This window comes from Staphylococcus sp. GDB9P120P (assembly GCF_017893435.1).
Taxonomy (GTDB): domain Bacteria; phylum Bacillota; class Bacilli; order Staphylococcales; family Staphylococcaceae; genus Staphylococcus; species Staphylococcus cohnii.
Genome location: NZ_JAESNB010000002.1, coordinates 439,067 through 463,194, shown reverse-complemented (window position 1 = coordinate 463,194; position 24,128 = coordinate 439,067). Strand labels below are relative to the sequence as shown.

The following is a 24,128-nucleotide window of genomic DNA, read 5'->3' as shown; positions in this document are numbered from 1 at the left end:
CAATGCGTTTGGACAATGAAAATAGTTATGCTTTAATCATTCATATAGCCCCTCGTTAAATAAGTTATCGTAACTTATTTAACGAGGGGCTTAATTTATTTAAGTAAAATAAATGTTTAAACATTGTGATCATTGATAAATTCCAATACTTCACCTGTAATCGCTACTGCATTATTGCTTTCTCCTTCTATACCACCGTAATGTAGACCAATTAATTCATTATTTGCATTAAAGACAGGCGAGCCTGAGTTTCCCCCAAATGTGCTGGCACTATATGTTAATATACTGTCATTATTACTTATGACTTTACCCGAACTTTCCCACATCGTTGCTAAAGGTTTGTCACCTGGATAACCTGTAACTGTTATTGGATCATTACTAGACACAGTACTAGTTTCACCAATTGTGGCAGGTGTCACAACATCTCCAACTGACTGCCCTTCACCATTTTTATTAAAATGAACTAGTACTAAGTCAGCATCTCCAGGATAGGCTACCACTTCTTTTTCTGTAAATGTACCATACGGAAAACTATTTTCATTTTCAGCAGCAGGTGCAAATGATAGCTTTCCATTACCGTTATTTACTACATGCTTATTCGTCAATACTGTATTTTTACCAACAACCACACCAGTAGCGATTGTTTCTCCTTTTTCTATGTAGCCAATGGATTGGTAATGACCAGATTGAGTATTTTCAATTTGATGTCTATTTTCACCTGGTAGCATGACTCTTGGTGTGGCAGTACCTATTTGATTCCTCTCATTAGTCTGTTGCGAACTTTTCATAGTATCATTTTGATTTTGTGCTTGTGCTTCAGCATTGATAGTGCTTGATAAAAATAATAATGTGCCTATAATGATGCCGACTAATATGTTTTTCAACAAAACCTACCTCCTATTAAAAAATATTACTTTTTAAATTTACAGAATTTTAAGATTTTAATCAATTATTACTTAGTACATTAATTATGTGATTTAAACAACATATTGCTCACTTTGTCGCTTATACAATGAATTTATAAACATGTTGTTTGCATTATAATAAATCATGCCATATAATCTATCTAAACAACAAGTGTTACTTAGTTTACAGTCGTTGTTTAATTTAATTGAAGAGGAGGGATAGACGTGACAACAATTCAAACACACAATGGTTTTCAAAGAACTTTTCAACAGGAACATTTAACCTTAGGATTAATGTTACCCTTTGATGATCCTGAAAATATCGCATTGCCAATTGATCAACAAATAGCATTAGTTCAATATGCTGAAAAACTTGGATTCACAAGCTTATTTGTGCGAGATAATCCTTTATATAGTCCGCACCTTGGTAATGTAACGACAAACTACGATCCGTTTGTGTTTTTAACTTTCATCGCTGCCAACACATCCAAAATCGCTCTCGGAACATCTAGTATTGTTGCAACATTACGTCATCCTGTGCATATTGCTAAAGCATCTGCCTCTCTTGATTTAATATCAAACGAGCGATTGTTATTAGGGATTGCTACTGGAGATCGTCAATTTGAATTTCCAACTTTTAAAATCAATCCAAACGATCTAAGTCAACATTTTCAATCAGCTGTGTCATCTTTAAAAGAATTATGGCAATCATCATCACCACAAACGTCAAATACTTTATTTGAACTGTACGAAGATTCTGGCTTACAAGTATTACCAAAGCATAAGCATATTCCTATGTTCGCAACAGGATACGCCAAACAACATATTGATTGGTTAAAAACACATGTGGATGGTTGGTTATTTTATCCTCAACCTTTCCAACAACAAAAAGCTTTATTACAGCAATGGCATCAAAACGATACATTCAAACCCTTTATGCATCCTTTGGTAATTGATTTATCAGTTAATCCGAATGAACTTGTAAAGCCGATTAAAGGTGGTTATCGCCTAGGAAGAAACACTTTGTTAAACATCCTAAAAGCGTATGAACGTATCGGAACCAATCATATAATGTTGCAGTTTATAGCCAACGACAGAACTTATAAAGAAATATTAACAGAGGTCGGTAATGAAATTATTCCACACTTTCCACCTCGACATTTACAGGAGGACAAAATTTATGAAACTACTAGATAGAATTAACCAATTAGCAAACAAAGAAAAAGTGCAAACTTTGAGTGTAGAAGAAAAACAAGAGCAACACGTGTTAAGACAAGAATATCTTCAAATGATTCGCGGCCAAGTCGTTAACACATTTTCTACTTTAAAAGTTGTAGATCCTTTAGGTGAAGATGTTACACCTGATAAAGTTTATAAATTGCGTGAAGAAATGGGCACACTAAATTTAGATTAATAAAAAACCCGTCAAGTAAATGATACTTGACGGGTTTTCTATATAACCATTAAATTGAAACGTTTTAATGAGTTTGTTTATCATATTTTATACTTATCTTTTCATTTTAAAGGGTTGATGCTTTCTAACACATTTTAAGCTGAAATATTTGTAATGAAAGCAATGTGTAACATAGCTATATAACAACAATGAAGCATTTTTTCTACGTTTAATTATTTAATATGTTTTCCATGGATCGATCTACACTGCCCGCATACATACTTCCAAATTTCAGTAAATGTACCATTAATAAATACAAACGATAAAATTCTAGTCGTTCATTGGCACCTTTACTTAAAGGATAATGCTTATTATAGGAATCATAAAAAGTTTGAGTAAAGCCACCAAACACAGTAGTTATACCTAAATCAAATTCTCTATCACCATATAGTGGTGCCGGATCAAACAATGCAGGTTGACCATTTTCTAAGAACATATAATTACCACCCCACAAATCACCGTGCAATAATGAGGGTTTACTTGTATGGTCACTTAACGCAGTTACAATTACTTCCCGCACTTTATGATAAGTTTGTACATCTTCCTCTATCCATAAACCTTGATCTACCAATCTATCTTTTAAATGATCTAAACGACGTTCAACAAATATGGTCGTCCAACTATCAGACCAATCATTGTCGAATGATACATCACCGCCTTCATAAGGTAAATCAAAACCAAACTTGCCATCTGGCTGCTGTTGTTGATGCATTTTAGCTACCAATTCTCCAAGTTCAGCTTGGCTACCTTGGTTTCCTTCATTTAAAAAACTTAGCAAAAGATAGGCATCTCCATCGATTTCACCACTATCAATGACTATTGGCGCAGTAATTCCAGCTTTTTCAAACAAATTGAGACCAGCAACTTCTGCATCAAAAAAGGCTTTACTTCTCTGACGTTGTACTAATAAAAAATATGGCTTTTGAGATGTTTCTACGCGATAGGCTTCGTTAACGTCTCCACCGCTTACTGGTGCAATAGACTGTATATTATCTAATGGTAATTGTGATTGCCATTGTTTTTTCATAAAAATATCCCTCCATTATTCCATCACATCATTGTACTATTACCGTTTTATTTAAAATTTAATCAAAATCAGGGTCTTCTCTAATAATTTGAAGGTTATATTAATATTTCTTATTTATACTAGGCATATGAATACTAAAATGCTAGTCTATTAAAGACATATATTTTCATCTACTACTAATTTAAACAAATGGAGCGATTACAACATGTATAAGTTAATTAAACCTATTTTATTTCAATTAGACCCTGAAAAAGCACACGGTATGACGATTAATGCCCTTAAAATCCCTCAAAAGTACACTAAATTGCTGCCAATACTCGAAAAATTATTTCATTATAGGAACCCTATATTATCTCAAAGCATCAAAGGTATACATTTTGAAAATCCAATCGGATTAGCTGCGGGATTTGATAAATCTTGTGAAGTTCCAAAAGCACTAGATAAAGTAGGATTTGGATCGTTAGAATTAGGCGGCGTAACACCTAAACCACAGCCTGGCAATCCTAAACCACGCATGTATCGATTAGTAGAAGACCACGCGCTAATCAATCGTATGGGATTTAATAATTTAGGTATGAACAAGGCGTTGAGTAATCTAAGAAAATATAGTTACCATACGCCTATTGGCTTAAATGTTGGGGTAAATAAAGCAACGCCATATGAAGCACGTTACCAAGATTATATAAAAGTCATAGACACATTTAAAAATGACGTCACATTCTTCACCGTTAATATCAGTTCTCCTAACACGGAAAACCTACAAAGTTTTCATGATAAAAATGAATTTTCTCAATTATGTGCTGCTATACAAAATTATAAAACACAACATGATCTTAACGTACCTATTTTTATAAAATTAACATCTGACCTTAGTACAGAAAGTTTGTCTCGAATGCTCAAACCTATAACACAAACGTTTGATGGCATCATTTTAGCGAATACTACGCAAAAACGTGAACAATTACATTCCGTTAATCAAAAAGAAACTGGCGGGTTAAGTGGAAAACCTTTATTTAAGCGGAATTTAAAACTGATTGCACATGCCTATAAAGAAACGCAAGGTCAGTTTTTAATCATTGGTACTGGTGGCATTTTCGAAGTGAATGACGTCATCAAAATGTTACGTCATGGTGCATCGCTGGTTCAAATTTATAGTTCACTCGTATTTGAAGGGCCTGGATTAACTAAAACTATGAACAAACAGCTTGCACAATATTTACTAAGAAATGGATACAAACATATCGATGATATCATAGGATTAGATGCGTAAAATATTTTAGTTTTTCTTATCGAATTATTTATTGTAAAATATTAATTGTGAAATTATGATGATTTTTTATTATATAGGGTAAACAATTACCGAAGGGGGCGCTACAATGTATAAAAATATATTATTAGCATATGATTTTGATAATTCTTTTAATAACGTTCCTAAAGAATTACAAAATTTAACTACCGGCGTTGACAATGCAAAAATCACTATTTTCAACGTTATACCTGAAGGTGATTTACAAACTTCGGTTCGCTATGGTGGCAAACATTTTGAAGAATTAGCTGAAGAAAAAGGCAATGAAATATCACCTTTTGTTGAAAAATTAGAATCACTCGGCTTAAAAATTCAAGTGAAGTTTCGTTCTGGCTACATTAAACAAGAAATATTAAGTGAAATCGAAGAAAATAGCTATGATATCATCGTTATGAGTAATAAACGGGCCAAACCAGACATAAAAAATGTACTGGGAAATGTTACTCATAAAATCGCTAATAGCGCAAATATTCCTGTACTTATTATAAAATAATTTAACATCATTAATAAAACTCATTATTCTATTAAGGAATAATGAGTTTTTGTCGTTATTTTAGTTTGTAATATCGTTATCTTGTTTTAAATATCGCTCGATGACTTGTAACACACCTGATTCATCATTGGAAGGCGCTTTGTAATTTGCGACATCAGCCACTTCAGGACTACATTCAGCCATTGCATAACTATTTGGAGTCAAAGCTAACATTTCTATATCATTATTTGCATCTCCAAAAGCTAGCAATTCTTGTGGTTGTATATCCCATTTATCTAAAAGTGTTTTAATCGCTACACCTTTATTCACTTTAGGTAATATTAAATCCAAACTATCATTTCCACTTGTAACTGGCTTTATTTCTTCACCATATTGTGCTTTCAAACCTTTCATTACTTCATCTAAAAGTAATGGATCTTTAATTCTAAGCGCAATCTTAACAAATTCATCTTGCTCAATAGTTTTAAAGTCAGAAACTTTCGTTATATTAAAATAATATTTATATAAAAATGATAAAAAGTCATTACCCACATCTTCTAATACATAAGCACTTTTAACTCCGCTTAACACAATATCTTCAATATGATAATGATTAATAATCAAATTTAAAACGTCAAATACCAATTGTTGATCAAAATATTCAGCTGCTTCTAATTTGTTATTTTGATACGTAACTGCACCATTTTCAGCTATATACGTTATCTGATGATCCTTACCTGAAAAAAATGAACGTAATTGTGCATATTGGTTACCACTTGCAATGATAAATTTTATATCTCTTTCCATCATGCTTTCAAAAATTTTATTGAAATAAGCTTCATCATAGGTATTATCCGATTTAAAAAAGGTACCGTCTTTATCTACTGCTATTGCTTTTATCAAATGTTACACCTTCCATTCCTGTACAAATCATTAAAAGATGGGTTATATAATAAGTCATTACATCACAATGACATTGAACAAATGACCATCTATATCACTAAATAAGGCCCCGTAATACCCCTCATGTTCCGTGCCTGTTTCTAGTACTTTTCCGCCTGCTTGTTCAACCAAGGAAACTAACGTATCAACTTCTGGTTTTGTTGAAACTGAAAGTGATACTAATGCTTCATTGTTACCTATAGATGAAAGTCTAGAAACTTTTTCAAATTGCTTTTTTTCTATCAGCATAATGATTTGGCCATCTTTCGTTTGAATACCTCGCATTTTATTCATCATGTCTTTATGTTTTTTGATTGTAAATCCTATCGTATCATAAAATTTTTCACTTGCTTCCAAATCTTGTACTGGTAAATTGAGCCATGCAGCATTAATTTCCATTAGCCATCCTCTCCCTTTTCAAATTTTTCAATGTATTACACACTTATAGTAAAACATAAATCACTTTTAAAAACATGACATTATCATTTTCTATTTCAATAGCACAAAGCTTCAAAATATTTATTTTAGCTTTCAATTACGGTAGACTCTAACCATTCTCATCCATGTTTGTCAAAGCGCTGATACTCTTTAAATTAACTTGTTTTAATAATTGATCGTAAGTATTTAGTGCTGTCTGAGTTACTTTTTCTCCACAACCAGTTAGATAAATGTACATGGCGCGTTGGTCTTCTACACATTCTTGTCTATATACAAGTGGCGTCTCTGTATTTTCCATTCTTACAATAAGTCTAGACATCGCACTTTGACTTAAGTCAACCACTTTAATCAAATCATTGATTTTGTATTTTTTATTCTCTGACTTATAAATTTCATATAATACATAAAATTCTTTAATACTTAGATGATATTGTTCTTTCAATTTTCTTTCAATCATCGCTTCAATATAATGTATATATTTAGTCATTTTAATCCAATTATCCACTTTTTGTTCTTTTTTCATTGTATATCTCCCCACTAATCATACGTTTGAAAGTTTCTTTAGGTCATTTATTAATTAATTCTGAAATGATGTTGTACAAAAAACATTATTTCCAAGTGTTGCACTTTTTTCATATGACTACCTATATAAATACGTTGCTTTTATAAACTATATTATTCAATATTCTATAAGTTTCGGTATCTACTTTTTAGTTTAAAGGATAAAAATGTCGAACTAAAGACGTGATACTCCCAATTTCCACTTTTTTTATACATCAACAACATATAATTATAATATTGTTTATCTTGAGCATAATACAAAAAACCATTTTAGTGTACTAACAATTAATACTAATAAAATAAGTTCAATTCTATTAGTGTTTCAACTGTTAATAGTGACTAAAATGGTTTTAATTTGTTAAATTAACACGATTTATGCTTATTGCTTTTTCAATAATTGCTCTTTCAAATCTTTACGTTCATATTCTAAAGAGTAAGGATCATTTAACCAATAAATGCCCTCATCTACTTTAATTGTATGTCCATTTTTGACAGCCTCAGTACTTTTCCATAAATCTTTATTTTCAAAAGATAATTGAGTTCCTTTAGCGACTGGTGTAACGACATAATCACCTGCCATATCTGGAATTTCTTCTTCAGATATATCAGCTAAATCATTTTTCTCAGTAGCTTTTTCAACATTTTCTGGCATTTTTAAGCCAAATGCATCATACAATACTTCACTACCATGACCGTATGTCTTACCGAGTGCATATACTTTTTTATCAAAATCTTTGATAATTGAAACAGTTGTGTCTTCACCAATAGCCTCTTTTATTGTTTCACCGTCATTTTTTGTCTTTTTCTCCCATTCATCAATCCAGGCATTTGCTTGTTTTTCTTTACCTATTATTTTTCCTAGCTCTTGATGTTGCTCTTTGTAATCATGTTTCAAATAATCAAAAGCAATTGTGGGAGCAATTTTATTTAATTTTTTTAAATTTTTATCAGTATTATAAGTAATAATTAAATCTGGTTTTAACTTTGCGACACTTTCCACATTCTCTGCGTCTACTTTTTTAACGTCTTTAAATTTATCCTTTAATACTTTGCTATCATCCACGATGTTAGCTACACCTACTATATTCCCATCAAGTTGTTTTAAACCACCTGCATAAGTTGCACCAAGTACGACAATACGTTTTGGCTTTTTAGGTATTTTTACTTTATCTCCTGAATCTTGAACATACGTCTTTGTTTCTTTCTTGCTTTTTGATGACTCATTATCAGATTGATTACCACATGCTGCTAATACCAAAATAAGTGCAAGTAATGGTAATAATAATTTTTTCATTCCTAAATATCCCCTTTTCATATGTTTACAATTTAAACTGAGCTTAATTATATATTATACTTCATTTATATTGAACGAACCACAAATAATTGTTGATTGTGCATGAATGATGACTCAACTTAATATATAGAAAGTAGCGCTTTGGTATAATGGTGGCGTTCTTCAGAAAATAAATACGCAATCGGAAAATCATCGACAATTTCTCCATCTTTCATAACAACAATTCGCTCAACAAATTGATTTAAAAAAGCAATATCATGAGAAATCATAATGATGCCTTTGTTTGTTTGATCATGGTAGTCTTTCAAAACTTTTATCATTCTTTGTTCAGCTATCACATCTAAACTAGCAGTTATTTCATCGCAGATTAACATATCCGGTGCTAGCATTAATGTACGTATTGTGTTAAATCGTTGTAATTGTCCACCACTTAACTCGTCTGGAAACTTTTGTAATAATGATTCTTCTAAATGCATATATGACATTAAATATTTAAGATTTGCGCGAATATCTGCTGTTGATTGTGAATCTTTATAATATCGTATTGGTTCTTCTAGTGCGGTTTGTATTTTGAATTTGGGATTAAAACTATCGTATGCATGTTGAAATATCGGAAGCATACTTAGTCCTTGTGTTGAATATTGACCTTGATAATTGGTTAATAATCCTAACATTACATGAGCCAACGTCGTTTTACCAGAACCACTTTCACCAACAATGCCAACTTTTTCATTTGAAACTATCGTTAAATTAATATTTTTTAAAATAGGAGCATTTTTATAAGCAAAGTTTATATTTTGCAACTTAATCATTTATGTCATCCTTCCTTAACTGACTACGCGCATCAAACAATTTAAGACTGTATGGTTTTACATTTCCATCCTTAAATGCTTGAACATGATTAAAGTCTATGACTTTGCCATGTTGAATGACGCTAATCCAATCACTAAAATCAAGCACGTGAGATAAATTATGCGTAATCATCAATAAGGTCACTTTATGAACTTCTGCTAAGTGCTTGATTAAATGCATCACATTATAACCTGTGATTGCATCTAATGACGCTGTAGGTTCATCGGCAATAATAACGCTTGGATTTAACATTAAAACACTGGCGATTTGAACCCTTGCAAGCTGACCACCTGATAAATTAAATCTATAACGTGTCATCACTGCTTCTGAATCTAAATCTACCCATTTAAGTGCTTGCTTTACAAATTTATTAGCTGTAGTTTTATCTACCTTATAATGCATTTTATAAATACCAAGCAATTGCTTACCTAATTTTGTGTGATCATTAAAACTATGTGTATAATCCTGAGATATAAAACCAATTTCTTTTCCTAATAAATTGCTTACACCATTGATTGATTGTCCTTTGTAAACTAATGAATCAAAATGTGTTGTCAACATACTAGGAACTTGTTGTACGAGTGCTTTTGCAGTTAAACTTTTGCCAGAACCACTTTCACCTACCAAAACATTCACTTTACTTTTTCGTAATGTTAAATCAAGATGGTCTACGAGTCTTTGACCATTGATATCTGTGATGGTTAAGTTTGTAATTTCTAAAAGGTTATTATTAGCCATCAGCATCACGCTTTCTTTTTAAAAGTCTATCTCTCAATGCATCACCAGTTAAATTAAATAATAAAATAGTTAATGTGATTAAAAATGCGGGTACAATTAATAACAATGGGTATGAACTGATATAATCTCTACCTGCATTTAACATTGCTCCCCACTCTGGAGAAGGTGGCTGTGCACCTAAACCTAAGAATGATAACGAAGAAATATAAAGTATAATTTTCCCAAAATCTACGGTCATTAAAACAATCACAGAAGGCATCACTTGTGGGAAAAAATGTTTTAAAATAATGCGATGTTTTGGTACATTAAATAGCTTAGCCATTTGAATATATGGTTTACTTATTTCACCACTTACAATTGAACGTGTGAGTCGTGTGTAAGTCATCCATTTGATAATAGTAATTGCTATCACTAAATTCCATATACTCGGTTTAAAGAAGCTTGCCATAGCAATCATTAACACAAATTCTGGAATACTCAATCCTATGTCGATAACACGCATAATAATCGTATCAACAAGACCTTTTTTATAACCTGCTAAAAGTCCCAGTGGCACACCAATTATTACGGTAATCAACAAAGTGATTAAACTGATGATTAATGTATATCTTGCACCGACAATCACTCTTGCTAGTAAATCTCGGCCATAATCATCCGTACCTAGCCAATGTGTGCTACTAGGAAGCTCTAGTGTATGATTCAAATGTACCACTAATGCACTATCTGTTGAAATAAAAAATTGGGCTACGATGAGTAACAATACATAAATACCAAACACATAAAAAATAAAATTCCCTTTATTCTTATGTCTCATTCAATATCACCATCCTGGCCCTGACGTTTTAATGTGTCATTTATTTTGTTAAAACGACGTTTAGGATCGATCCATAAAAGTAACAAATCACTAATCGTATTGGCCAACACCACAAAGAATCCAATCATGATAACAGCACCTTGTACTACTGGATAGTCCCTTGCTCTAATACTATCTACAAGAAAGTGACCAAGACCTGGTATACCAAATAAATTTTCAATCACTACCGTACCACCAATCAAACTACCAACAGACATACCTAATACAGTAATCACGGGGACAATAGCTGGCTTAAACAAGTCTTTCCATAAGATGTAGTGCTCTGACATTCCTCTCAGTCTAGCCGCTTCTACTTCTTTAGATTGATATAGTTCAACTAAAGTCGAACGCATTAACCTTACATAATATGCACTCATGCCAATACTTAATGCGATTACAGGCAATATATAACCGGCGATAGAATCTAAACCTGATGAAGGCAGTATATTTAGTTGTTGTGCAAATATATAAATTAATATCGTTCCTAAAAAGAAGGAAGGCACACTCACCGTAAATGAAGTCAATATTCTTATCCAAGTATCTATCCATGTATGATATCGTTTTGCTGCTAATATCCCCAAAGGAATAGCAACTAGAAATACGATAACAATCGTTAATACTGCAATGATTAACGTTGGAGGTGTGTAAAAAATCAATTCTTTAATCACAGGCTCTCCAGTTTGATAACTTGTACCGAAGTTTAACTGTATTATCTGACCTAACCATTGAAAATATTGCACTACCGGGGATTGATTGAGTCCTAATCGTTCTTTCGTAGCTTCAATTTGTTCACTTGAAACATTCGCTACATCTAAGTGCAAAACTTTATCAACAGGGTCTCCAGGCGTGAGTTTCATTAATATAAAAGTGATAGTAGAAAGGACAAACAATACAATGATCATTTGTCCAATTCTAGAAAGTATATGTTTTAATATCATTCTTTTTTATCAACCTTATAGTCAATAAGATAAATACCTTCTGGTGTTGAAGTTAAATTCTCTACATCATTATTCATTCCAACGATATTATCGTTATAAGAAATATAACTGTTTGCAATGTCATCACTTGTAATATCAATGATTTGATTAGTAATGTTATTACGTTCTTCTTTGTTCACTGTTTTATTTAACTCATCTATTAATGCTGTGACCTTATGATTATCATAGCCACCTGCATTAATTGCGCCTTTTGGTTTGTAAGCTTGGTTAAAGAAATAACCCGTATCCTCTCTAGGAATTGTACCAAAACTGTAAAGTGAGGCATCCCACTGATCTTTATCTTTTAAATAACCCTGTATGTCATCCACATTACGTAATTGGATATCAATATTAGCTTTTTTAGCATCTGACTGAATTACTTGTGCAATTTTAGGTAATTCTGGACGTCCATTATACGTAGATATCGTCAGTTTTAATGGATGTGCTTCACTGTAACCTGCATCTTCCATTATTTTTTTAGCTTGAGCAATATCTTGTTTTTGCACATCTTTATTTTTTATAAAGTCCAGTTTTTTATTAAATGGTCCAGTTGCAGGTGTTGCATAACCTTTTGAAACGTTATCTGCAATACGCTTACGATCAATGACTTTATCTAATGCTTCACGAACCTGCTTTGTCATTTTATCACTTGTATGATTGTATAATAATAATCCAGTTCTGAAACCAGAGACAGATGAAATTTTCGACTTATCACTCTCTTTTAATGATTTAACTTTTTCAACAGGTACATCCGTAATAACATCTGCTTTTCCAGAATCTAAATCACTCGTGCGGGCATAGCCGTCTTCTTGATATGTAACATTGATGTGGTCTAGTTTTGGTTTGCCTTGCCAATAATCTTTATTTCGGTCCAATTGAATTTTCTGTGATTGCTTATAATCTTTAATTTGATATGGACCAGTGCCTACAGGGGTTTTATTTATATCTCCTTTAGCTTCAGTATCATAAATAGCTGAGAATGGACTAGCTAATTCTGAAATGAGTTCAGGATATGCAGTTTTAGTTGTGATTTGCAATTTTTGTCCATCCACTTTGATATCTTTGATTGGCAATGAACCTTTGACTAAATCACTTTTTTGAATGCTTTTCTCCAAGCTGGCTTTAACTGCTTCACCTGTCACTTTTTTTCCGTTTTGGAATTTAATATTATCTTTTAATGTTAAATCTAATTGAGTCGGTGATGTTTGTTCGTAAGATTTAACTAGCAACTTTTGAACTTTACCATCTGCTGTCGCTTTAAATAATGATTCTGCAGCACCAACCTTCACAGGTACATCTGTTTCATATGGTGCGATAGATGTCGTTTTCAAAGGTAATTCTATATCTAAAGTTTTTCCTTTAGACTGGCTGCTAGAGCCACTACAACCAGCCAAAATTACTGCTGTAGAAGCTAATACTGTGATGATTTTTTTCATAAACATACCTCTTTCCAACAATTTTTATTAAATAATAATCTATCCACAAAGCACACCCTCTTTTATTATACTTAGTTTGTACATTTAATTAAACTTCATGCTTCAGAGGTTACTTATTTTTGTACACGCATACTATTTCCTGCGAATAACATAATCCATGTAGCAATTATAAACGGTAAGGTAAAGACAGGTAAGCCAAATGGTGTTAGCAATGTAATCATGCCTGCGTGTATAACTACCGTGAGTAAGACACCAAGCACAATACTAATATATCGCGGAATTCTAGTTTTAAATGCCACACCTAACGCTAAAACTGTAAGAATGACATTATAACCAAATAAACCATCATTAATCTGATCATGATTTGCACCGAGCACTGTAACAGCTGCAAAGCCAATGACGTTAGCAATCATAGCGTAAAGTCCTGCTTTTCTTGAAGCAATAAATATCCCAATCAAAATGAAAATACCTGCTAAAACACTTTTTAATAAAAACACTTCACTAAAACCTGATAAAAAGGCACTAATAAAATCGATATGATGTCCGGAATATGTAATTTCTTTGACTGTATTAGGCAATATTTTTACATCTGCATTTACAAACTTGAATTGAAAAGACATTAATAAAACAACCCAGCTTACAAATACATATGGCATCGTTAACATAGGTACACCAAAAGGTTTGAAAAACTCTCTAAATGCAGATCCTAACGGCATCGTTATAATTATTGCAACGATGACTATCAATAAGCTATACCATTCAGGTACTAAAAATAACGTTAATGCAATTGCTGTCAATACTGGATTAAAACCTGCTAAACCACTATTAATCTCTTCGTCCGAGTAATTTGTATATTTAGCTAATAATAGTGATGTTAAACTAGCGATGAGGGCCATTAAACCGACTTTCCAACTACCTATAAATAGACCTATTAAGATAAATAAACCTGTCCATGCATTGTTCAACAATAAAACCTGTGCGATATTTTTTAATAATATTTGAATCGCATTCACAATGTCACCTGATTTCTATAAAATTTACGTTATTCATCTTATATCATACAACCTATAATTAAAAGCCTTTCAAATTTTACTAAATTCGCTATTTCCACACTTTTCCTTAATGTGTAATTCTTGTAGTTAGCCTAGCAACCCTTTATTATTAAAATGTAGACACATACACATTGGTATTGGTTTTAACAGTTTTGGAAAAGGAGTGAACAACGTGCATTTTACACAACGTGAGCAAGATAAGTTAATGTTAGTCATTGCATCCGATTTAGCACGTAGACGTCAACAAAGAGGATTAAAATTAAACTATCCTGAAGCAGCCGCTATCATCAGTTTTGAATTGTTAGAAGGGGCGCGCGATGGGAAATCAGTAGCAGAACTTATGAGTTATGGAAAACAAATATTAAGCGCAGATGATGTCATGGAAGGTGTTGCAGATATGTTAACTGATTTAGAAATTGAAGCAACATTCCCTGATGGTACAAAATTAATTACTGTCCATCATCCGATAGTCTAAAGGAGGATACATGATGAAACCAGGTGAAATTATTGTTAAACGTACAGAAATCGATGTTAACAAAGGGCTTCATGCCACAGTCATCACTGTAAAAAACACAGGCGATCGGCCTATACAAGTTGGTTCTCACTTTCACTTTTTCGAAGTGAATCCTGCATTAGATTTTAATCGTGAACACGCTTATGGCAAACGTTTAGATATACCCGCAGGTGCTGCAGTTCGTTTTGAACCAGGTGATGAAAAAGAAATTCAATTAGTAGAATATAAAGGAAATCGTAATATTTTTGGTTTCCACGGAAAAATAAATGGTCCTATAGACGACACACGTGTATTTAAACCAGATGATTACACTAAAGAATCAGAAATTATCGATGAGTCCAATTTATCAGAAGATAATGCTAATAAAGAAAGTGGGTATAAAAGATGAGTTTCAAAATGACGCAATCTCAATACACGAGTCTTTATGGACCAACAATTGGTGATTCAGTAAGACTCGGTGATACAAACCTATTCGCTAAAGTCGAAAAAGATTTCGCTACATATGGTGACGAAGCTACTTTCGGTGGCGGTAAATCCATCCGAGACGGTATGGCTCAAAACCCTAACGTAACAAGAGACGACAAAAAAGTTGCAGATTTAGTTATTACTAATGCGCTAATCCTTGATTATGACAAAGTAATCAAAGCAGATATTGGTGTGAAAAATGGCTATATTATGAAAATTGGTAAAGCGGGTAACCCAGACATTATGGATAATGTCGATATCGTTATTGGTGCAACGACTGATGTCATTGCTGCAGAAGGTAAAATTATAACTGCTGGTGCCATTGATACACATGTCCACTTTATCAACCCAGAGCAATCACTCGTTGCATTAGAAAGTGGCACAACTACATTAATCGGTGGTGGTACTGGAGCTTCTGAAGGCTCAAAAGCAACAACTGTTACGCCTGGACCTTGGTATATTCATCGCATGTTGGAAGCAGCAGAACAAATTCCATTAAACATTGGTTTTACTGGGAAAGGACAAGCTGTTAACCACACTGCCCTCGTCGAACAAATTCATGCAGGTGTCATTGGTCTTAAAGTCCATGAAGACTGGGGTGCAACACCATCTGCTTTAGATCACGCTTTACAAGTCGCAGATGACTACGATATTCAAGTTGCCTTACACGCAGATACTTTAAACGAAGCTGGATTTATGGAAGAAACAATGGCAGCAGTTAAAGACCGTGTATTACACATGTACCATACTGAAGGTGCTGGTGGCGGGCACGCACCCGACTTAATTAAGTCAGCCTCTTACTCAAACATTTTGCCATCATCCACTAACCCTACTTTGCCATACACACACAATACAATAGATGAACATTTAGATATGGTTATGATCACACATCACCTTAACGCTTCTATCCCTGAAGATGTTGCTTTTGCTGACTCTCGTATTCGTAAAGAAACAATTGCTGCAGAAGACGTATTACAAGATTTAGGGGTATTTAGTATGGTAAGTTCCGACTCCCAAGCTATGGGTCGTGTTGGTGAGGTAATCACACGTACATGGCAAGTGGCTCATCGTATGAAAGAACAACGTGGTGCACTTGAAGGAGACGGTGAATATAACGATAATAACCGTATCAAACGTTATATTGCGAAGTACACAATCAATCCTGCAATCACACATGGTATTTCAGAATATGTTGGATCTATTGATGAAGGTAAACTTGCAGACATTGTAATGTGGGACCCAGCGTTCTTTGGCGTTAAGCCTGAGATAGTGCTTAAAGGTGGCATGATCAGTACAGCAATCAACGGTGATGCTAACGGCTCTATTCCAATTTCTGAACCACTCAAGTATCGTAATATGTATGGACAATTAGGTGGTAATATGCAAAGTACTGCTATCACTTTTGTTTCATCCACTGCTTATGAAAATGATATTGGCAGAAGTTTAGGCTTAAAACGTAAATTAAGACCAGTTAAAAATATTCGTAATTTAACTAAAGCAGATATGAAAAATAATAGCGCTACACCTAAACTAGATGTAGACCCGCAAACTTATGAAGTATTTGTCGATGGTGAGAAAATAACAAGTGAACCAGCTACTGAGTTACCACTAACGCAACGTTATTTCTTATTCTAGGAGGATAAAGTATGATCATCGAAGAAATTAAAGGTAATATTGCAAATCTTGCGCAAAATGAAAAAAACAAACATGTTGAAAAAGTTTATCTTGAAAATTCTGACTTAGTGAAACGTATCCAACGTGTTACAACAGATCATGGTAATGAAATTGGCATTCGTTTAAAACAGCCAATCGATTTACAATATGGTGATATTCTATATCAAGACGATACAAATATGATTATTGTAGACGTCAATTCAGAAGATTTATTAGTTATCAAGCCACGTACATTACAAGAAATGGGTGACATTGCTCATCAGTTGGGCAATCGACACTTGCCAGCACAATTCACAGAAACAGAGATGCTTGTACAATATGACTATCTCGTAGAAGATTTATTGAAAGACTTAGGCATACCCTACAGCCACGAAGATAGAAAAGTAAACCAAGCATTTAGACATATAGGTCATTCACATGATTGATCACGCACATTTACGCTTATTCCAATTCTGTGATTCTCAATTTCCGACTGGCGCTTTCAGTCACTCATTCGGTCTTGAAACATATATCCAAAGAGATATTGTCCATGATGAAGCATCTTTTAAACAATGGCTTGAATTATTCTTAAATGAACAACTTTCATTTGCTGACGGCTTAACGATGCGCTTAGTCTACGATGCACTAAATCATCATAACACTGAAAAAATATTGTATTTAGATCGCATACTTTTTGTACAAAACCTGCCTAAAGAAACCAGACAAGGTTCAAAACAAATGGGTAATCGTATGGTCAAACTAGCAGCAGAGCTTTACGATAGTGAATGGATAAAGTGGTATCAAACGCAAAACAAAAATAAAAAAGCAAAATTGCATCCGGCGATTTGTTTTACTATGCTTGGTCATTATTTAGGTGTCGATATTGAAATGATTATCGATTACTATTTATATCAAAATGTATCGAGTTTAACACAAAACGCAGTTCGTGCGATTCCTTTAGGACAAACTGCTGGTCAAAGAATCGTCCATGAAATGATTCCCTTTATGAAAGAAACAAGAAATCATATTATGACATTAGAAGAGTCACAATTAGGTATCACTGCACCCGGATTAGAAATCAACCAGATGGAACATGAGAACGTAAATGTAAGAATATTCATATCTTAGGAGGGCATTTTCAATGACAGAGACAGTTAAAATAGGTGTCGGTGGCCCTGTAGGTGCAGGGAAAACACAACTTATTGAAAAATTAGTGAAACAATTATCTAAAGAATTTAGCATAGGTGTCATTACCAACGATATTTATACAAAAGAAGATGAAAAGATTTTAGTTAATTCAGGCGTGTTACCTGCAGATCGCATTATCGGTGTTGAAACAGGTGGCTGCCCACATACAGCAATTCGTGAAGATGCTTCAATGAACTTTGCTGCTATCGATGAATTAAAAGAACGCAATGAAGATATCGATTTAATCTTTATCGAATCTGGTGGCGACAACCTTGCTGCGACTTTCAGTCCAGAGTTAGTCGATTTTTCTATATATATTATCGACGTTGCTCAAGGGGAAAAAATCCCTCGCAAAGGCGGACAAGGCATGATTAAATCTGATTTCTTTGTAATTAACAAGACTGATTTGGCTCCGTATGTCGGCGCTTCATTAGAACGTATGGCTGAAGATACTGAAACATTCCGAGGCAAAAGACCATTTGCATTTACTAATCTTAAAACAGATGAAGGCTTAGATAAGGTTATCGAATGGATAGATCAGGATGTCTTTCTTAAAGGTTTAGCTTAATGGCAAATGCACAGCAAAAATGGACTGGCGTATTAGATTTAACTGTTTTTAATAATGGTAGAAAATCTGTTGCGCGTGATATCTTTTTTGAGAAGGCATTAAAAGTCATACGCCCAGTCTACTTAAACGGCTCAGATATACCTACATTTTATATTGTAAATGTAGGTGGTGGTTATTTAGATGGTGACCGTTACAAAATGGATTTCACAGCAGAAGAAAATGCAAATGTGACTTTAACTTCACAAGGCGCGACAAAAATCTATAAAACATTAAATGATCATGTCGAACAATATCAAAGTTTTAAAATTAAAGACAATGCTTATATTGAATATGTCGGCGATCCTATTATTGCCTTTGAAAACGCTAAGTTTTTCCAACATAATACGTTTAATTTGAGTGCTAGCGGTTCACTATTCTATACAGATATACTGACACCCGGTTATTCAAAAGAAGATAAAGCCTTCACATATACGTATATGCATCTACTTAATGAAATTTATGTTGAAAATGAACTCGTAACATTTGATAATTTGTTACTTGATCCAACTAAAAATAAAGTTGATGGCCTAGGATATATGGAAGACTATACACATTTAGGTTCATGCTATTTCATACATCCTGAAGTCAATCAAACTTTTATAGATGACGTTTATGATTACATCAAGCATTATCATAAACTATATAATTGTCGTTTTGGTATTACGCAATTACCAACGCATGGTTTCAGCATTCGAATCTTATCAAATAAAACACAAATTATCGAGCGCATTTTAAATGCTGTTCAAACGTACGTTGCACAGCATATCTTTGACAGAGAAGTCAATTTCTTAAGAAAATATTAACCTTAATCATGTCGTATATTATGAAATAGTAATTCCAACCTCAAAGAGCATGAAACATACAATTTATACTCAATAAAAAGAACTTAGACAAACCCTGTGCAAATTAATGCGTAGGGTTTGTTTATTTTTATTTATATAGTTGTTTTTCAAATAGCAGTGGTCTTTCAGACCATTACCGGCACTATTTAATTTATATATATATAATGTTCTTCGTATAATATTGGCAGTTATTTAGGCCGACTCCTGCGGTAAGCGCACTACCCGAAGACTACAGGCTAAGGCAGTGACCGCGGAAAGCGTGCACAAAAAAACTGCCAACAAAGTCGGAGACTTTGTCGACAGTCTGAAAGAACTTATAATGTTATAACAACTTTCATACCATTTACTTTAAATAATATTTAGTAACCATACGATACTAATGACTAACAATAAAATTGTCGCAATATAAATCGCTAACTTTTGACCTTTTTTTAATGATTTTTCTTCATGCGTAAATAAGCTAAATAATGACCCATCTTTCCCCATTAGCAGTGCAATAGAATAAATCAGTAATATAATCGCTATAATTAATACGATTAATGCCACATAAACCATGCGATTGGCTCCTTTCGGATTTCAATAGTTATTATTTCTTATCCGTACATTTTATCTTAATATTTACGCTACAAAAAATATATAGTTATTGCTAAATGATGTTTTACAAATCTTGTAATGATTTACCTTGTTTTTTTATTCTTCTCACCTTAAATGGTGCATAAATTAATACGATTATAATAATGATGCCCATATAACCTATTACTGGATAGAAAAATGTCATTAAATCTGTAAAACCTGCAAAACTAATTGCAAAACCAATTAAAGTAAATATCGTATAAAATATTTTAAATTGTTTCGTCTCAATTTCAGTAAAACGTGTAGCTAATGAATAAAACATACCTAAACATGTATTAAAAATCATTAAATAAATAACAATTGACATAAACACGCCTAAAATAGGTGAAATATCATTGACTAGTCCCAACATTGGTAACGGTAAGTGGCCAACTGTTTCAATCTTAGAAAAAATTGCCAAATGGCTAATCATAATCATTAACCCTAAGACAATACCACCGGCTAAACCACCCCATGCAGCAACTTTACTATTTTTCTCATTACCTCCCATAACAATTGACATTGATGCACCTAATCCTACATTAAGCGAAACATAATTCACACCTGCGATAAACCAATGAGGAACAGCAGATGTATGACTTTTAGCCAATGTATCTAATTCGCTAAACGAACCTGACATCGTAAACAAACAATATATAGCAACAATAACAATACAGATAATCAATAAAGGTGTAATATTACCGATTACTTTAACAACATTATCCACACGTAACATACCAAATACGAGTACTAATATAACCATAAGTGCAGTACCGTACACAGCAGGTATGCCAAATTGTTGTTCAAAATTTGAACCTCCACCTGCAAGCATAACGACACCAAATCCAAATAATGCAATAATGAGCACAATGTCTACTAACCAAGCAATGACTTTGCCAAACATTGTACCACCAGTCAATTTATGTATCACGTCGTTATGCCCTTCAGCTTTAAATATACTGCCTAGCCATACTAACATCATACCTACATAGGCAAATAACACGGTAGAAACAATACCCGCGAGTATGCCCACCGTTCCAAAGCTAGTAAAATACTGTAGTATTTCTTGCCCTGAAGCAAAACCTGCACCCACGATAATACCGATGAATGCACTACCTATTAAAAATATCCTTTTCATATAAATCCCCTTCGCTAAAGTTACATTGAATTTCATTTATAAGCATTCGCAAACGCCTATAATATCACTTCACTCGCATGCATCTTTGATATTGGCAAAGGATGCGCAAGTTTCAAATATGTTTGTGAATTTAACATACTATTTTCACAGAACCCTAATCCTGTACCCTTTTATCCTTACCATCCAAACCTTAGTCCGATACTGAAATTTGTTTGAATTCAAAATTTCTGTACCTTTTATTTTAAATCTATAAATAAAGATATAAACTCAAAACATTCGAAATGCAAGCGTTTACATTTTTATGATAACTTACTTGAATTCGTTTATCAATTCCACATTTTCAATAAGTAATATTGAATTATGTATAGTTTCAATCAAATTACTAACTTAAAATGTTTAATGTTGTTACAATAATATAGGCTACTATTAAATTTATACTTTAGGAGTGATTTTGTGGCAGAGGAATACATTTATAAAAACACCGTGCAACCATCTTGGATAGATAACAATAACCATATGCATGATGCACAATATTATTCCATTTTCAGTGATGTCGTCGTTGGATTTTTCGAATCAGTCGACTTATATGTTTCTTATCGACAAACACATGAAATTACTATTTTTAGTTTGGAAGCACATATTTCCTTTTTAAAAGAACTCGTATTAGAAGATGACTTTTACGTTAAAGTACATATTTACGATTATGATGCGAAAAGAGTACATTTATTCCTGACAATGTACAACGATAATGATGAGCGTATTGCTACATATGAAGTGATCATGATAGGCGTTAGTAAAGTTACACGTCGTAGCATGGCATTCCCACAACCTATTCTAGAGAAAATACAAGCAGCTTTTAATATGCAAAAGCCGTTTAACGCGCCATCACAACTAGGTCATGTTATTGGCATACCTAGAAAATAGAAAATAATAAAAGTAGAACGGAAATCCAACTTTCATTTCTGTTCTACTTTCATTATTTTAAATAACCCTTTTTGTTATTTTGCTGTAAACATGTTGTAAAGACTTTCCTTTGTAAATAATAAATGGTTTTCATACACATCGTCATGTTTATAATTCAAATCAATTAAATAACCAATATTTAAATTGATCGTTTGAGCAATTAAACTACGTACAAAAAACTCCGCTTCAACATGCCGCATTTCATTGCAACTTATCATCTTATTGATCATTGGTTTCAAATGAGAGACTAAACGCTTATTAAATACTTCTAATAACACCGACTGAAATGTTTTACTTGTCATCGCTTCATTAAAGAATACTTTTAACAGCATTCTATTTTCATAAATAAATTTAGAACGATTGTCAACAAATGTATTTATAAATGATTCCAAGTTGCTTGCGCGATTCAATTCACTTAAGAACTCCTCTGCTACAGTAGGCGCTATGTTATCTTTTATAATTGGCACCAGGCCTGCATAGAGTAATGATTCTTTATTTTTAAACTGTTTATATACTGTACCTTCAGCAACACCTGCCCGCTTAGCAATATCACTTGTACTTGTTTGTTTATAACCTTTTTCACTAAAAAGTATAAGGGCACTTTCAATCACTAAACGTTGCTTTTCAGTTAAATGCTCTAATTTAGGTACAATTTCTTCCACGATATCTTTAATATTCCGATTCATGTATGATACCACCTATATTTAAACTTTTCTATAACGCTTCATTCCTAAAATATTCAATATTAGTAATACTACAAAAATACCAAATAATACACCCAAGTTGATATAAATATCCTGCACACCAAATCCTTTTATCATTACATCTTGCATAGCTTGTCCGGTATAAAATAATGGCATCAAATGTGCAAAGTATTGTAAGCCTATATTCATCGATGATATTGGTATTAAACCAGCAAATAATACTTGCGGTACGATTACAAGTGGTATAAATTGAATCATTTGAAATTCTGAAGATGCAAAAGTAGACAACAGTATGCCAAACGTTAAAGCTACGAGTGCTGTTAATACTGTTGTAGCTAGAACTAACCAAATCGACCCCTCAACAGCTATATTTAATACATATATGGCATAAATAACTACTACAAACGTTTGAATAACACTAAAAATACCATATCCCATAATATAGCCATAAATAATATGGCTTCGCTTAATAGGAGAAGATAATAATCGTTCTAGCGTTCCTGAGGTTCTCTCTTTTAATAAACCGATGCCAGAAATTAAAAATGTGAAGAAGAAGACGAAAAATCCTATTAAAATTGGATTAATCGTATCAAAATATGTAGCATCTTTATCCCCATATAAATAATGTGTATTAATTTTTATCGGTTCACGATTCTCGGTCATACTTTGACCTGTATTAGCATTGTCAGGTATTTGCGATTGAACTTGCTCTAATGCTTTTTTTAATGATTTCGTATTTTCTTTCATTTGACTCATATTATGATTGGTTAACCACTTTTGGTTTGTAGAAGCCATGACTCCCTTATCTGTTGGATTATCATTAGCAAAAGTGACTTCTAACTCATGATTTTGCATGTGTATAAACCCAGTCAATTTTTCTTCTTTTATCTTGTCATCTATATTGTTATGATTTTTAAAATTTTCAATCGTGATGTCTTGTGATTGTAATTCTTGTTTCAGTGATTCAGGAATATCATGAACACCTACCTTCACACCATTTGAGTTGTCTGAAACCGTAAATATATAATACAGTAGCGTTAATATTAACAACGGTGCTACTAGCAATAACATCAACGTACGTATGTCTCTGATTGTTTGTTTGAAAATTCGTTTAGTAATATAAAATGCATTCATAT

28 protein-coding genes are annotated in these 24,128 nt (G+C 33.0%); 12 read left to right on the top strand and 16 right to left on the bottom strand.

Features of this window, described 5'->3' with window-relative positions:
• Positions 1-116: 116 nt before the first annotated feature.
• The gene (locus KA856_RS02070) at positions 117-884 is read right to left on the bottom strand and encodes a trypsin-like serine peptidase (RefSeq protein WP_107385747.1); all 768 of its coding nucleotides are present in this window, start codon (positions 882-884) and stop codon (positions 117-119) included.
• A gap of 246 nt (positions 885-1,130) precedes the next feature.
• Between KA856_RS02070 and KA856_RS02065 the strand changes: the two genes are divergently transcribed.
• Together KA856_RS02065 and KA856_RS02060 are read left to right on the top strand one after the other, a co-directional pair.
• Entirely contained in the window at positions 1,131-2,102 is a 972-nt protein-coding gene (locus KA856_RS02065; protein WP_107504479.1) for an LLM class oxidoreductase, read from the top strand.
• A complete protein-coding gene (locus tag KA856_RS02060) occupies positions 2,086-2,319 on the top strand; it encodes a DUF896 domain-containing protein (protein WP_107385029.1) in 234 nt (77 codons plus the stop codon). Before KA856_RS02065 ends, KA856_RS02060 begins: the two co-directional genes overlap by 17 nt.
• 208 nt (positions 2,320-2,527) lie before the next feature.
• Here KA856_RS02060 and KA856_RS02055 read toward each other — a convergent pair whose 3' ends face one another.
• Complete coding sequence (locus KA856_RS02055; protein WP_119517590.1) at positions 2,528-3,385, bottom strand: fructosamine kinase family protein; 858 nt, start codon at positions 3,383-3,385, stop codon at positions 2,528-2,530.
• A 205-nt stretch (positions 3,386-3,590) separates the two neighbouring features.
• Here KA856_RS02055 and KA856_RS02050 point away from each other — a divergent pair, with 205 nt between their 5' ends.
• Entirely contained in the window at positions 3,591-4,655 is a 1,065-nt protein-coding gene (locus KA856_RS02050; protein ID WP_107385744.1) for a quinone-dependent dihydroorotate dehydrogenase, read from the top strand.
• A 106-nt stretch (positions 4,656-4,761) separates the two neighbouring features.
• The gene (locus KA856_RS02045; protein WP_107385026.1) at positions 4,762-5,184 is read left to right on the top strand and encodes a universal stress protein; all 423 of its coding nucleotides are present in this window, start codon (positions 4,762-4,764) and stop codon (positions 5,182-5,184) included.
• Between the two features lie 60 nt (positions 5,185-5,244).
• On the opposite strand, the gene KA856_RS02040 is transcribed toward KA856_RS02045, so the two are convergent.
• The 10 genes from KA856_RS02040 to yut form a co-directional block, all read right to left on the bottom strand.
• Positions 5,245-6,066, bottom strand: coding sequence for a Cof-type HAD-IIB family hydrolase (locus tag KA856_RS02040; RefSeq protein ID WP_107504482.1), 822 nt, complete (start codon positions 6,064-6,066; stop codon positions 5,245-5,247).
• Positions 6,067-6,123: 57 nt separating this feature from the next.
• Positions 6,124-6,504 (bottom strand): VOC family protein, encoded by a 381-nt coding sequence (locus KA856_RS02035; protein WP_107504483.1) that lies wholly within the window; start codon positions 6,502-6,504, stop codon positions 6,124-6,126.
• 148 nt (positions 6,505-6,652) lie between these two features.
• A complete protein-coding gene (locus tag KA856_RS02030; protein ID WP_119517591.1) occupies positions 6,653-7,066 on the bottom strand; it encodes a MarR family winged helix-turn-helix transcriptional regulator in 414 nt (137 codons plus the stop codon).
• A gap of 417 nt (positions 7,067-7,483) precedes the next feature.
• On the bottom strand, positions 7,484-8,398 hold the full coding sequence (locus tag KA856_RS02025) for an ABC transporter substrate-binding protein (RefSeq protein WP_107385739.1): 915 nt from the start codon (positions 8,396-8,398) through the stop codon (positions 7,484-7,486).
• Between the two features lie 119 nt (positions 8,399-8,517).
• Positions 8,518-9,210 carry an ABC transporter ATP-binding protein gene (locus KA856_RS02020; protein WP_210138483.1) on the bottom strand — a complete coding sequence of 231 codons (693 nt, stop codon included), beginning with the start codon at positions 9,208-9,210 and terminating at the stop codon, positions 8,518-8,520.
• On the bottom strand, positions 9,203-9,988 hold the full coding sequence (locus tag KA856_RS02015) for an ATP-binding cassette domain-containing protein (protein WP_210138482.1): 786 nt from the start codon (positions 9,986-9,988) through the stop codon (positions 9,203-9,205). Before KA856_RS02015 ends, KA856_RS02020 begins: the two co-directional genes overlap by 8 nt.
• Complete coding sequence (nikC, locus tag KA856_RS02010) at positions 9,981-10,802, bottom strand: nickel transporter permease (protein ID WP_210138481.1); 822 nt, start codon at positions 10,800-10,802, stop codon at positions 9,981-9,983. The genes KA856_RS02015 and nikC overlap by 8 nt, the downstream gene beginning before the upstream one ends.
• The gene (gene nikB / locus KA856_RS02005; protein ID WP_119535419.1) at positions 10,799-11,779 is read right to left on the bottom strand and encodes a nickel ABC transporter permease; all 981 of its coding nucleotides are present in this window, start codon (positions 11,777-11,779) and stop codon (positions 10,799-10,801) included. The genes nikC and nikB overlap by 4 nt, the downstream gene beginning before the upstream one ends.
• Positions 11,776-13,260, bottom strand: coding sequence for a nickel ABC transporter substrate-binding protein (nikA, locus tag KA856_RS02000; protein ID WP_481906136.1), 1,485 nt, complete (start codon positions 13,258-13,260; stop codon positions 11,776-11,778). The genes nikB and nikA overlap by 4 nt, the downstream gene beginning before the upstream one ends.
• 107 nt (positions 13,261-13,367) lie before the next feature.
• Positions 13,368-14,267, bottom strand: a complete 900-nt coding sequence (gene yut / locus KA856_RS01995) for an urea transporter (RefSeq protein ID WP_210138479.1) — start codon at positions 14,265-14,267, stop codon at positions 13,368-13,370.
• Positions 14,268-14,478: 211 nt separating this feature from the next.
• Between yut and KA856_RS01990 the strand changes: the two genes are divergently transcribed.
• Genes KA856_RS01990 through KA856_RS01960 form a run of 7 tightly spaced genes read left to right on the top strand, consistent with a single transcriptional unit; the run spans position 14,479 to position 19,536 of the window.
• Complete coding sequence (locus KA856_RS01990; RefSeq protein WP_019469957.1) at positions 14,479-14,781, top strand: urease subunit gamma; 303 nt, start codon at positions 14,479-14,481, stop codon at positions 14,779-14,781.
• 13 nt (positions 14,782-14,794) lie between these two features.
• Positions 14,795-15,208 (top strand): urease subunit beta, encoded by a 414-nt coding sequence (locus KA856_RS01985; RefSeq protein ID WP_107383562.1) that lies wholly within the window; start codon positions 14,795-14,797, stop codon positions 15,206-15,208.
• The gene (gene ureC, locus KA856_RS01980) at positions 15,205-16,920 is read left to right on the top strand and encodes an urease subunit alpha (protein ID WP_119535418.1); all 1,716 of its coding nucleotides are present in this window, start codon (positions 15,205-15,207) and stop codon (positions 16,918-16,920) included. The genes KA856_RS01985 and ureC overlap by 4 nt, the downstream gene beginning before the upstream one ends.
• A gap of 11 nt (positions 16,921-16,931) precedes the next feature.
• Positions 16,932-17,384, top strand: a complete 453-nt coding sequence (ureE, locus tag KA856_RS01975; protein ID WP_107385732.1) for an urease accessory protein UreE — start codon at positions 16,932-16,934, stop codon at positions 17,382-17,384.
• Complete coding sequence (locus tag KA856_RS01970) at positions 17,377-18,066, top strand: urease accessory protein UreF (RefSeq protein WP_107383559.1); 690 nt, start codon at positions 17,377-17,379, stop codon at positions 18,064-18,066. The genes ureE and KA856_RS01970 overlap by 8 nt, the downstream gene beginning before the upstream one ends.
• A gap of 13 nt (positions 18,067-18,079) precedes the next feature.
• Positions 18,080-18,694 carry an urease accessory protein UreG gene (ureG, locus tag KA856_RS01965; protein ID WP_107385730.1) on the top strand — a complete coding sequence of 205 codons (615 nt, stop codon included), beginning with the start codon at positions 18,080-18,082 and terminating at the stop codon, positions 18,692-18,694.
• A complete protein-coding gene (locus tag KA856_RS01960) occupies positions 18,694-19,536 on the top strand; it encodes an urease accessory protein UreD (protein ID WP_107383557.1) in 843 nt (280 codons plus the stop codon). Before ureG ends, KA856_RS01960 begins: the two co-directional genes overlap by 1 nt.
• Positions 19,537-19,923: 387 nt before the next feature.
• Here KA856_RS01960 and KA856_RS01955 read toward each other — a convergent pair whose 3' ends face one another.
• Together KA856_RS01955 and KA856_RS01950 are read right to left on the bottom strand one after the other, a co-directional pair.
• Positions 19,924-20,130 (bottom strand): hypothetical protein, encoded by a 207-nt coding sequence (locus KA856_RS01955; RefSeq protein ID WP_019469950.1) that lies wholly within the window; start codon positions 20,128-20,130, stop codon positions 19,924-19,926.
• Positions 20,131-20,233: 103 nt separating this feature from the next.
• The gene (locus KA856_RS01950) at positions 20,234-21,325 is read right to left on the bottom strand and encodes a YkvI family membrane protein (protein WP_019469949.1); all 1,092 of its coding nucleotides are present in this window, start codon (positions 21,323-21,325) and stop codon (positions 20,234-20,236) included.
• A gap of 453 nt (positions 21,326-21,778) precedes the next feature.
• On the opposite strand from KA856_RS01950, the gene KA856_RS01945 reads away from it, so the two are divergent.
• Positions 21,779-22,249 (top strand): thioesterase family protein, encoded by a 471-nt coding sequence (locus KA856_RS01945; RefSeq protein WP_107385728.1) that lies wholly within the window; start codon positions 21,779-21,781, stop codon positions 22,247-22,249.
• A gap of 74 nt (positions 22,250-22,323) precedes the next feature.
• On the opposite strand, the gene KA856_RS01940 is transcribed toward KA856_RS01945, so the two are convergent.
• Both KA856_RS01940 and KA856_RS01935 read right to left on the bottom strand, forming a co-directional pair.
• On the bottom strand, positions 22,324-22,974 hold the full coding sequence (locus tag KA856_RS01940; RefSeq protein WP_210138478.1) for a TetR/AcrR family transcriptional regulator: 651 nt from the start codon (positions 22,972-22,974) through the stop codon (positions 22,324-22,326).
• 18 nt (positions 22,975-22,992) lie between these two features.
• Complete coding sequence (locus tag KA856_RS01935) at positions 22,993-24,126, bottom strand: ABC transporter permease (RefSeq protein WP_210138477.1); 1,134 nt, start codon at positions 24,124-24,126, stop codon at positions 22,993-22,995.
• Between the last annotated feature and the right edge of the window lie 2 nt (positions 24,127-24,128).

Coding starts and splice junctions, on each gene's coding strand:
- KA856_RS02060 (WP_107385029.1), top strand. CDS start 2,086: ATGAAACTACTAGATAGAATTAACCAATTAGCAAACAAAGAAAAAGTG.
- KA856_RS02055 (WP_119517590.1), bottom strand. CDS start 3,385: ATGAAAAAACAATGGCAATCACAATTACCATTAGATAATATACAGTCT.
- KA856_RS02050 (WP_107385744.1), top strand. CDS start 3,591: ATGTATAAGTTAATTAAACCTATTTTATTTCAATTAGACCCTGAAAAA.
- KA856_RS02045 (WP_107385026.1), top strand. CDS start 4,762: ATGTATAAAAATATATTATTAGCATATGATTTTGATAATTCTTTTAAT.
- KA856_RS02035 (WP_107504483.1), bottom strand. CDS start 6,504: ATGGAAATTAATGCTGCATGGCTCAATTTACCAGTACAAGATTTGGAA.
- KA856_RS02030 (WP_119517591.1), bottom strand. CDS start 7,066: ATGAAAAAAGAACAAAAAGTGGATAATTGGATTAAAATGACTAAATAT.
- KA856_RS02025 (WP_107385739.1), bottom strand. CDS start 8,398: ATGAAAAAATTATTATTACCATTACTTGCACTTATTTTGGTATTAGCA.
- KA856_RS02020 (WP_210138483.1), bottom strand. CDS start 9,210: ATGATTAAGTTGCAAAATATAAACTTTGCTTATAAAAATGCTCCTATT.
- KA856_RS02015 (WP_210138482.1), bottom strand. CDS start 9,988: ATGGCTAATAATAACCTTTTAGAAATTACAAACTTAACCATCACAGAT.
- nikC (WP_210138481.1), bottom strand. CDS start 10,802: ATGAGACATAAGAATAAAGGGAATTTTATTTTTTATGTGTTTGGTATT.
- nikB (WP_119535419.1), bottom strand. CDS start 11,779: ATGATATTAAAACATATACTTTCTAGAATTGGACAAATGATCATTGTA.
- nikA (WP_481906136.1), bottom strand. CDS start 13,260: ATGTTTATGAAAAAAATCATCACAGTATTAGCTTCTACAGCAGTAATT.
- KA856_RS01985 (WP_107383562.1), top strand. CDS start 14,795: ATGAAACCAGGTGAAATTATTGTTAAACGTACAGAAATCGATGTTAAC.
- ureC (WP_119535418.1), top strand. CDS start 15,205: ATGAGTTTCAAAATGACGCAATCTCAATACACGAGTCTTTATGGACCA.
- ureE (WP_107385732.1), top strand. CDS start 16,932: ATGATCATCGAAGAAATTAAAGGTAATATTGCAAATCTTGCGCAAAAT.
- KA856_RS01970 (WP_107383559.1), top strand. CDS start 17,377: ATGATTGATCACGCACATTTACGCTTATTCCAATTCTGTGATTCTCAA.
- ureG (WP_107385730.1), top strand. CDS start 18,080: ATGACAGAGACAGTTAAAATAGGTGTCGGTGGCCCTGTAGGTGCAGGG.
- KA856_RS01960 (WP_107383557.1), top strand. CDS start 18,694: ATGGCAAATGCACAGCAAAAATGGACTGGCGTATTAGATTTAACTGTT.
- KA856_RS01955 (WP_019469950.1), bottom strand. CDS start 20,130: ATGGTTTATGTGGCATTAATCGTATTAATTATAGCGATTATATTACTG.
- KA856_RS01950 (WP_019469949.1), bottom strand. CDS start 21,325: ATGAAAAGGATATTTTTAATAGGTAGTGCATTCATCGGTATTATCGTG.
- KA856_RS01940 (WP_210138478.1), bottom strand. CDS start 22,974: ATGAATCGGAATATTAAAGATATCGTGGAAGAAATTGTACCTAAATTA.
- KA856_RS01935 (WP_210138477.1), bottom strand. CDS start 24,126: ATGAATGCATTTTATATTACTAAACGAATTTTCAAACAAACAATCAGA.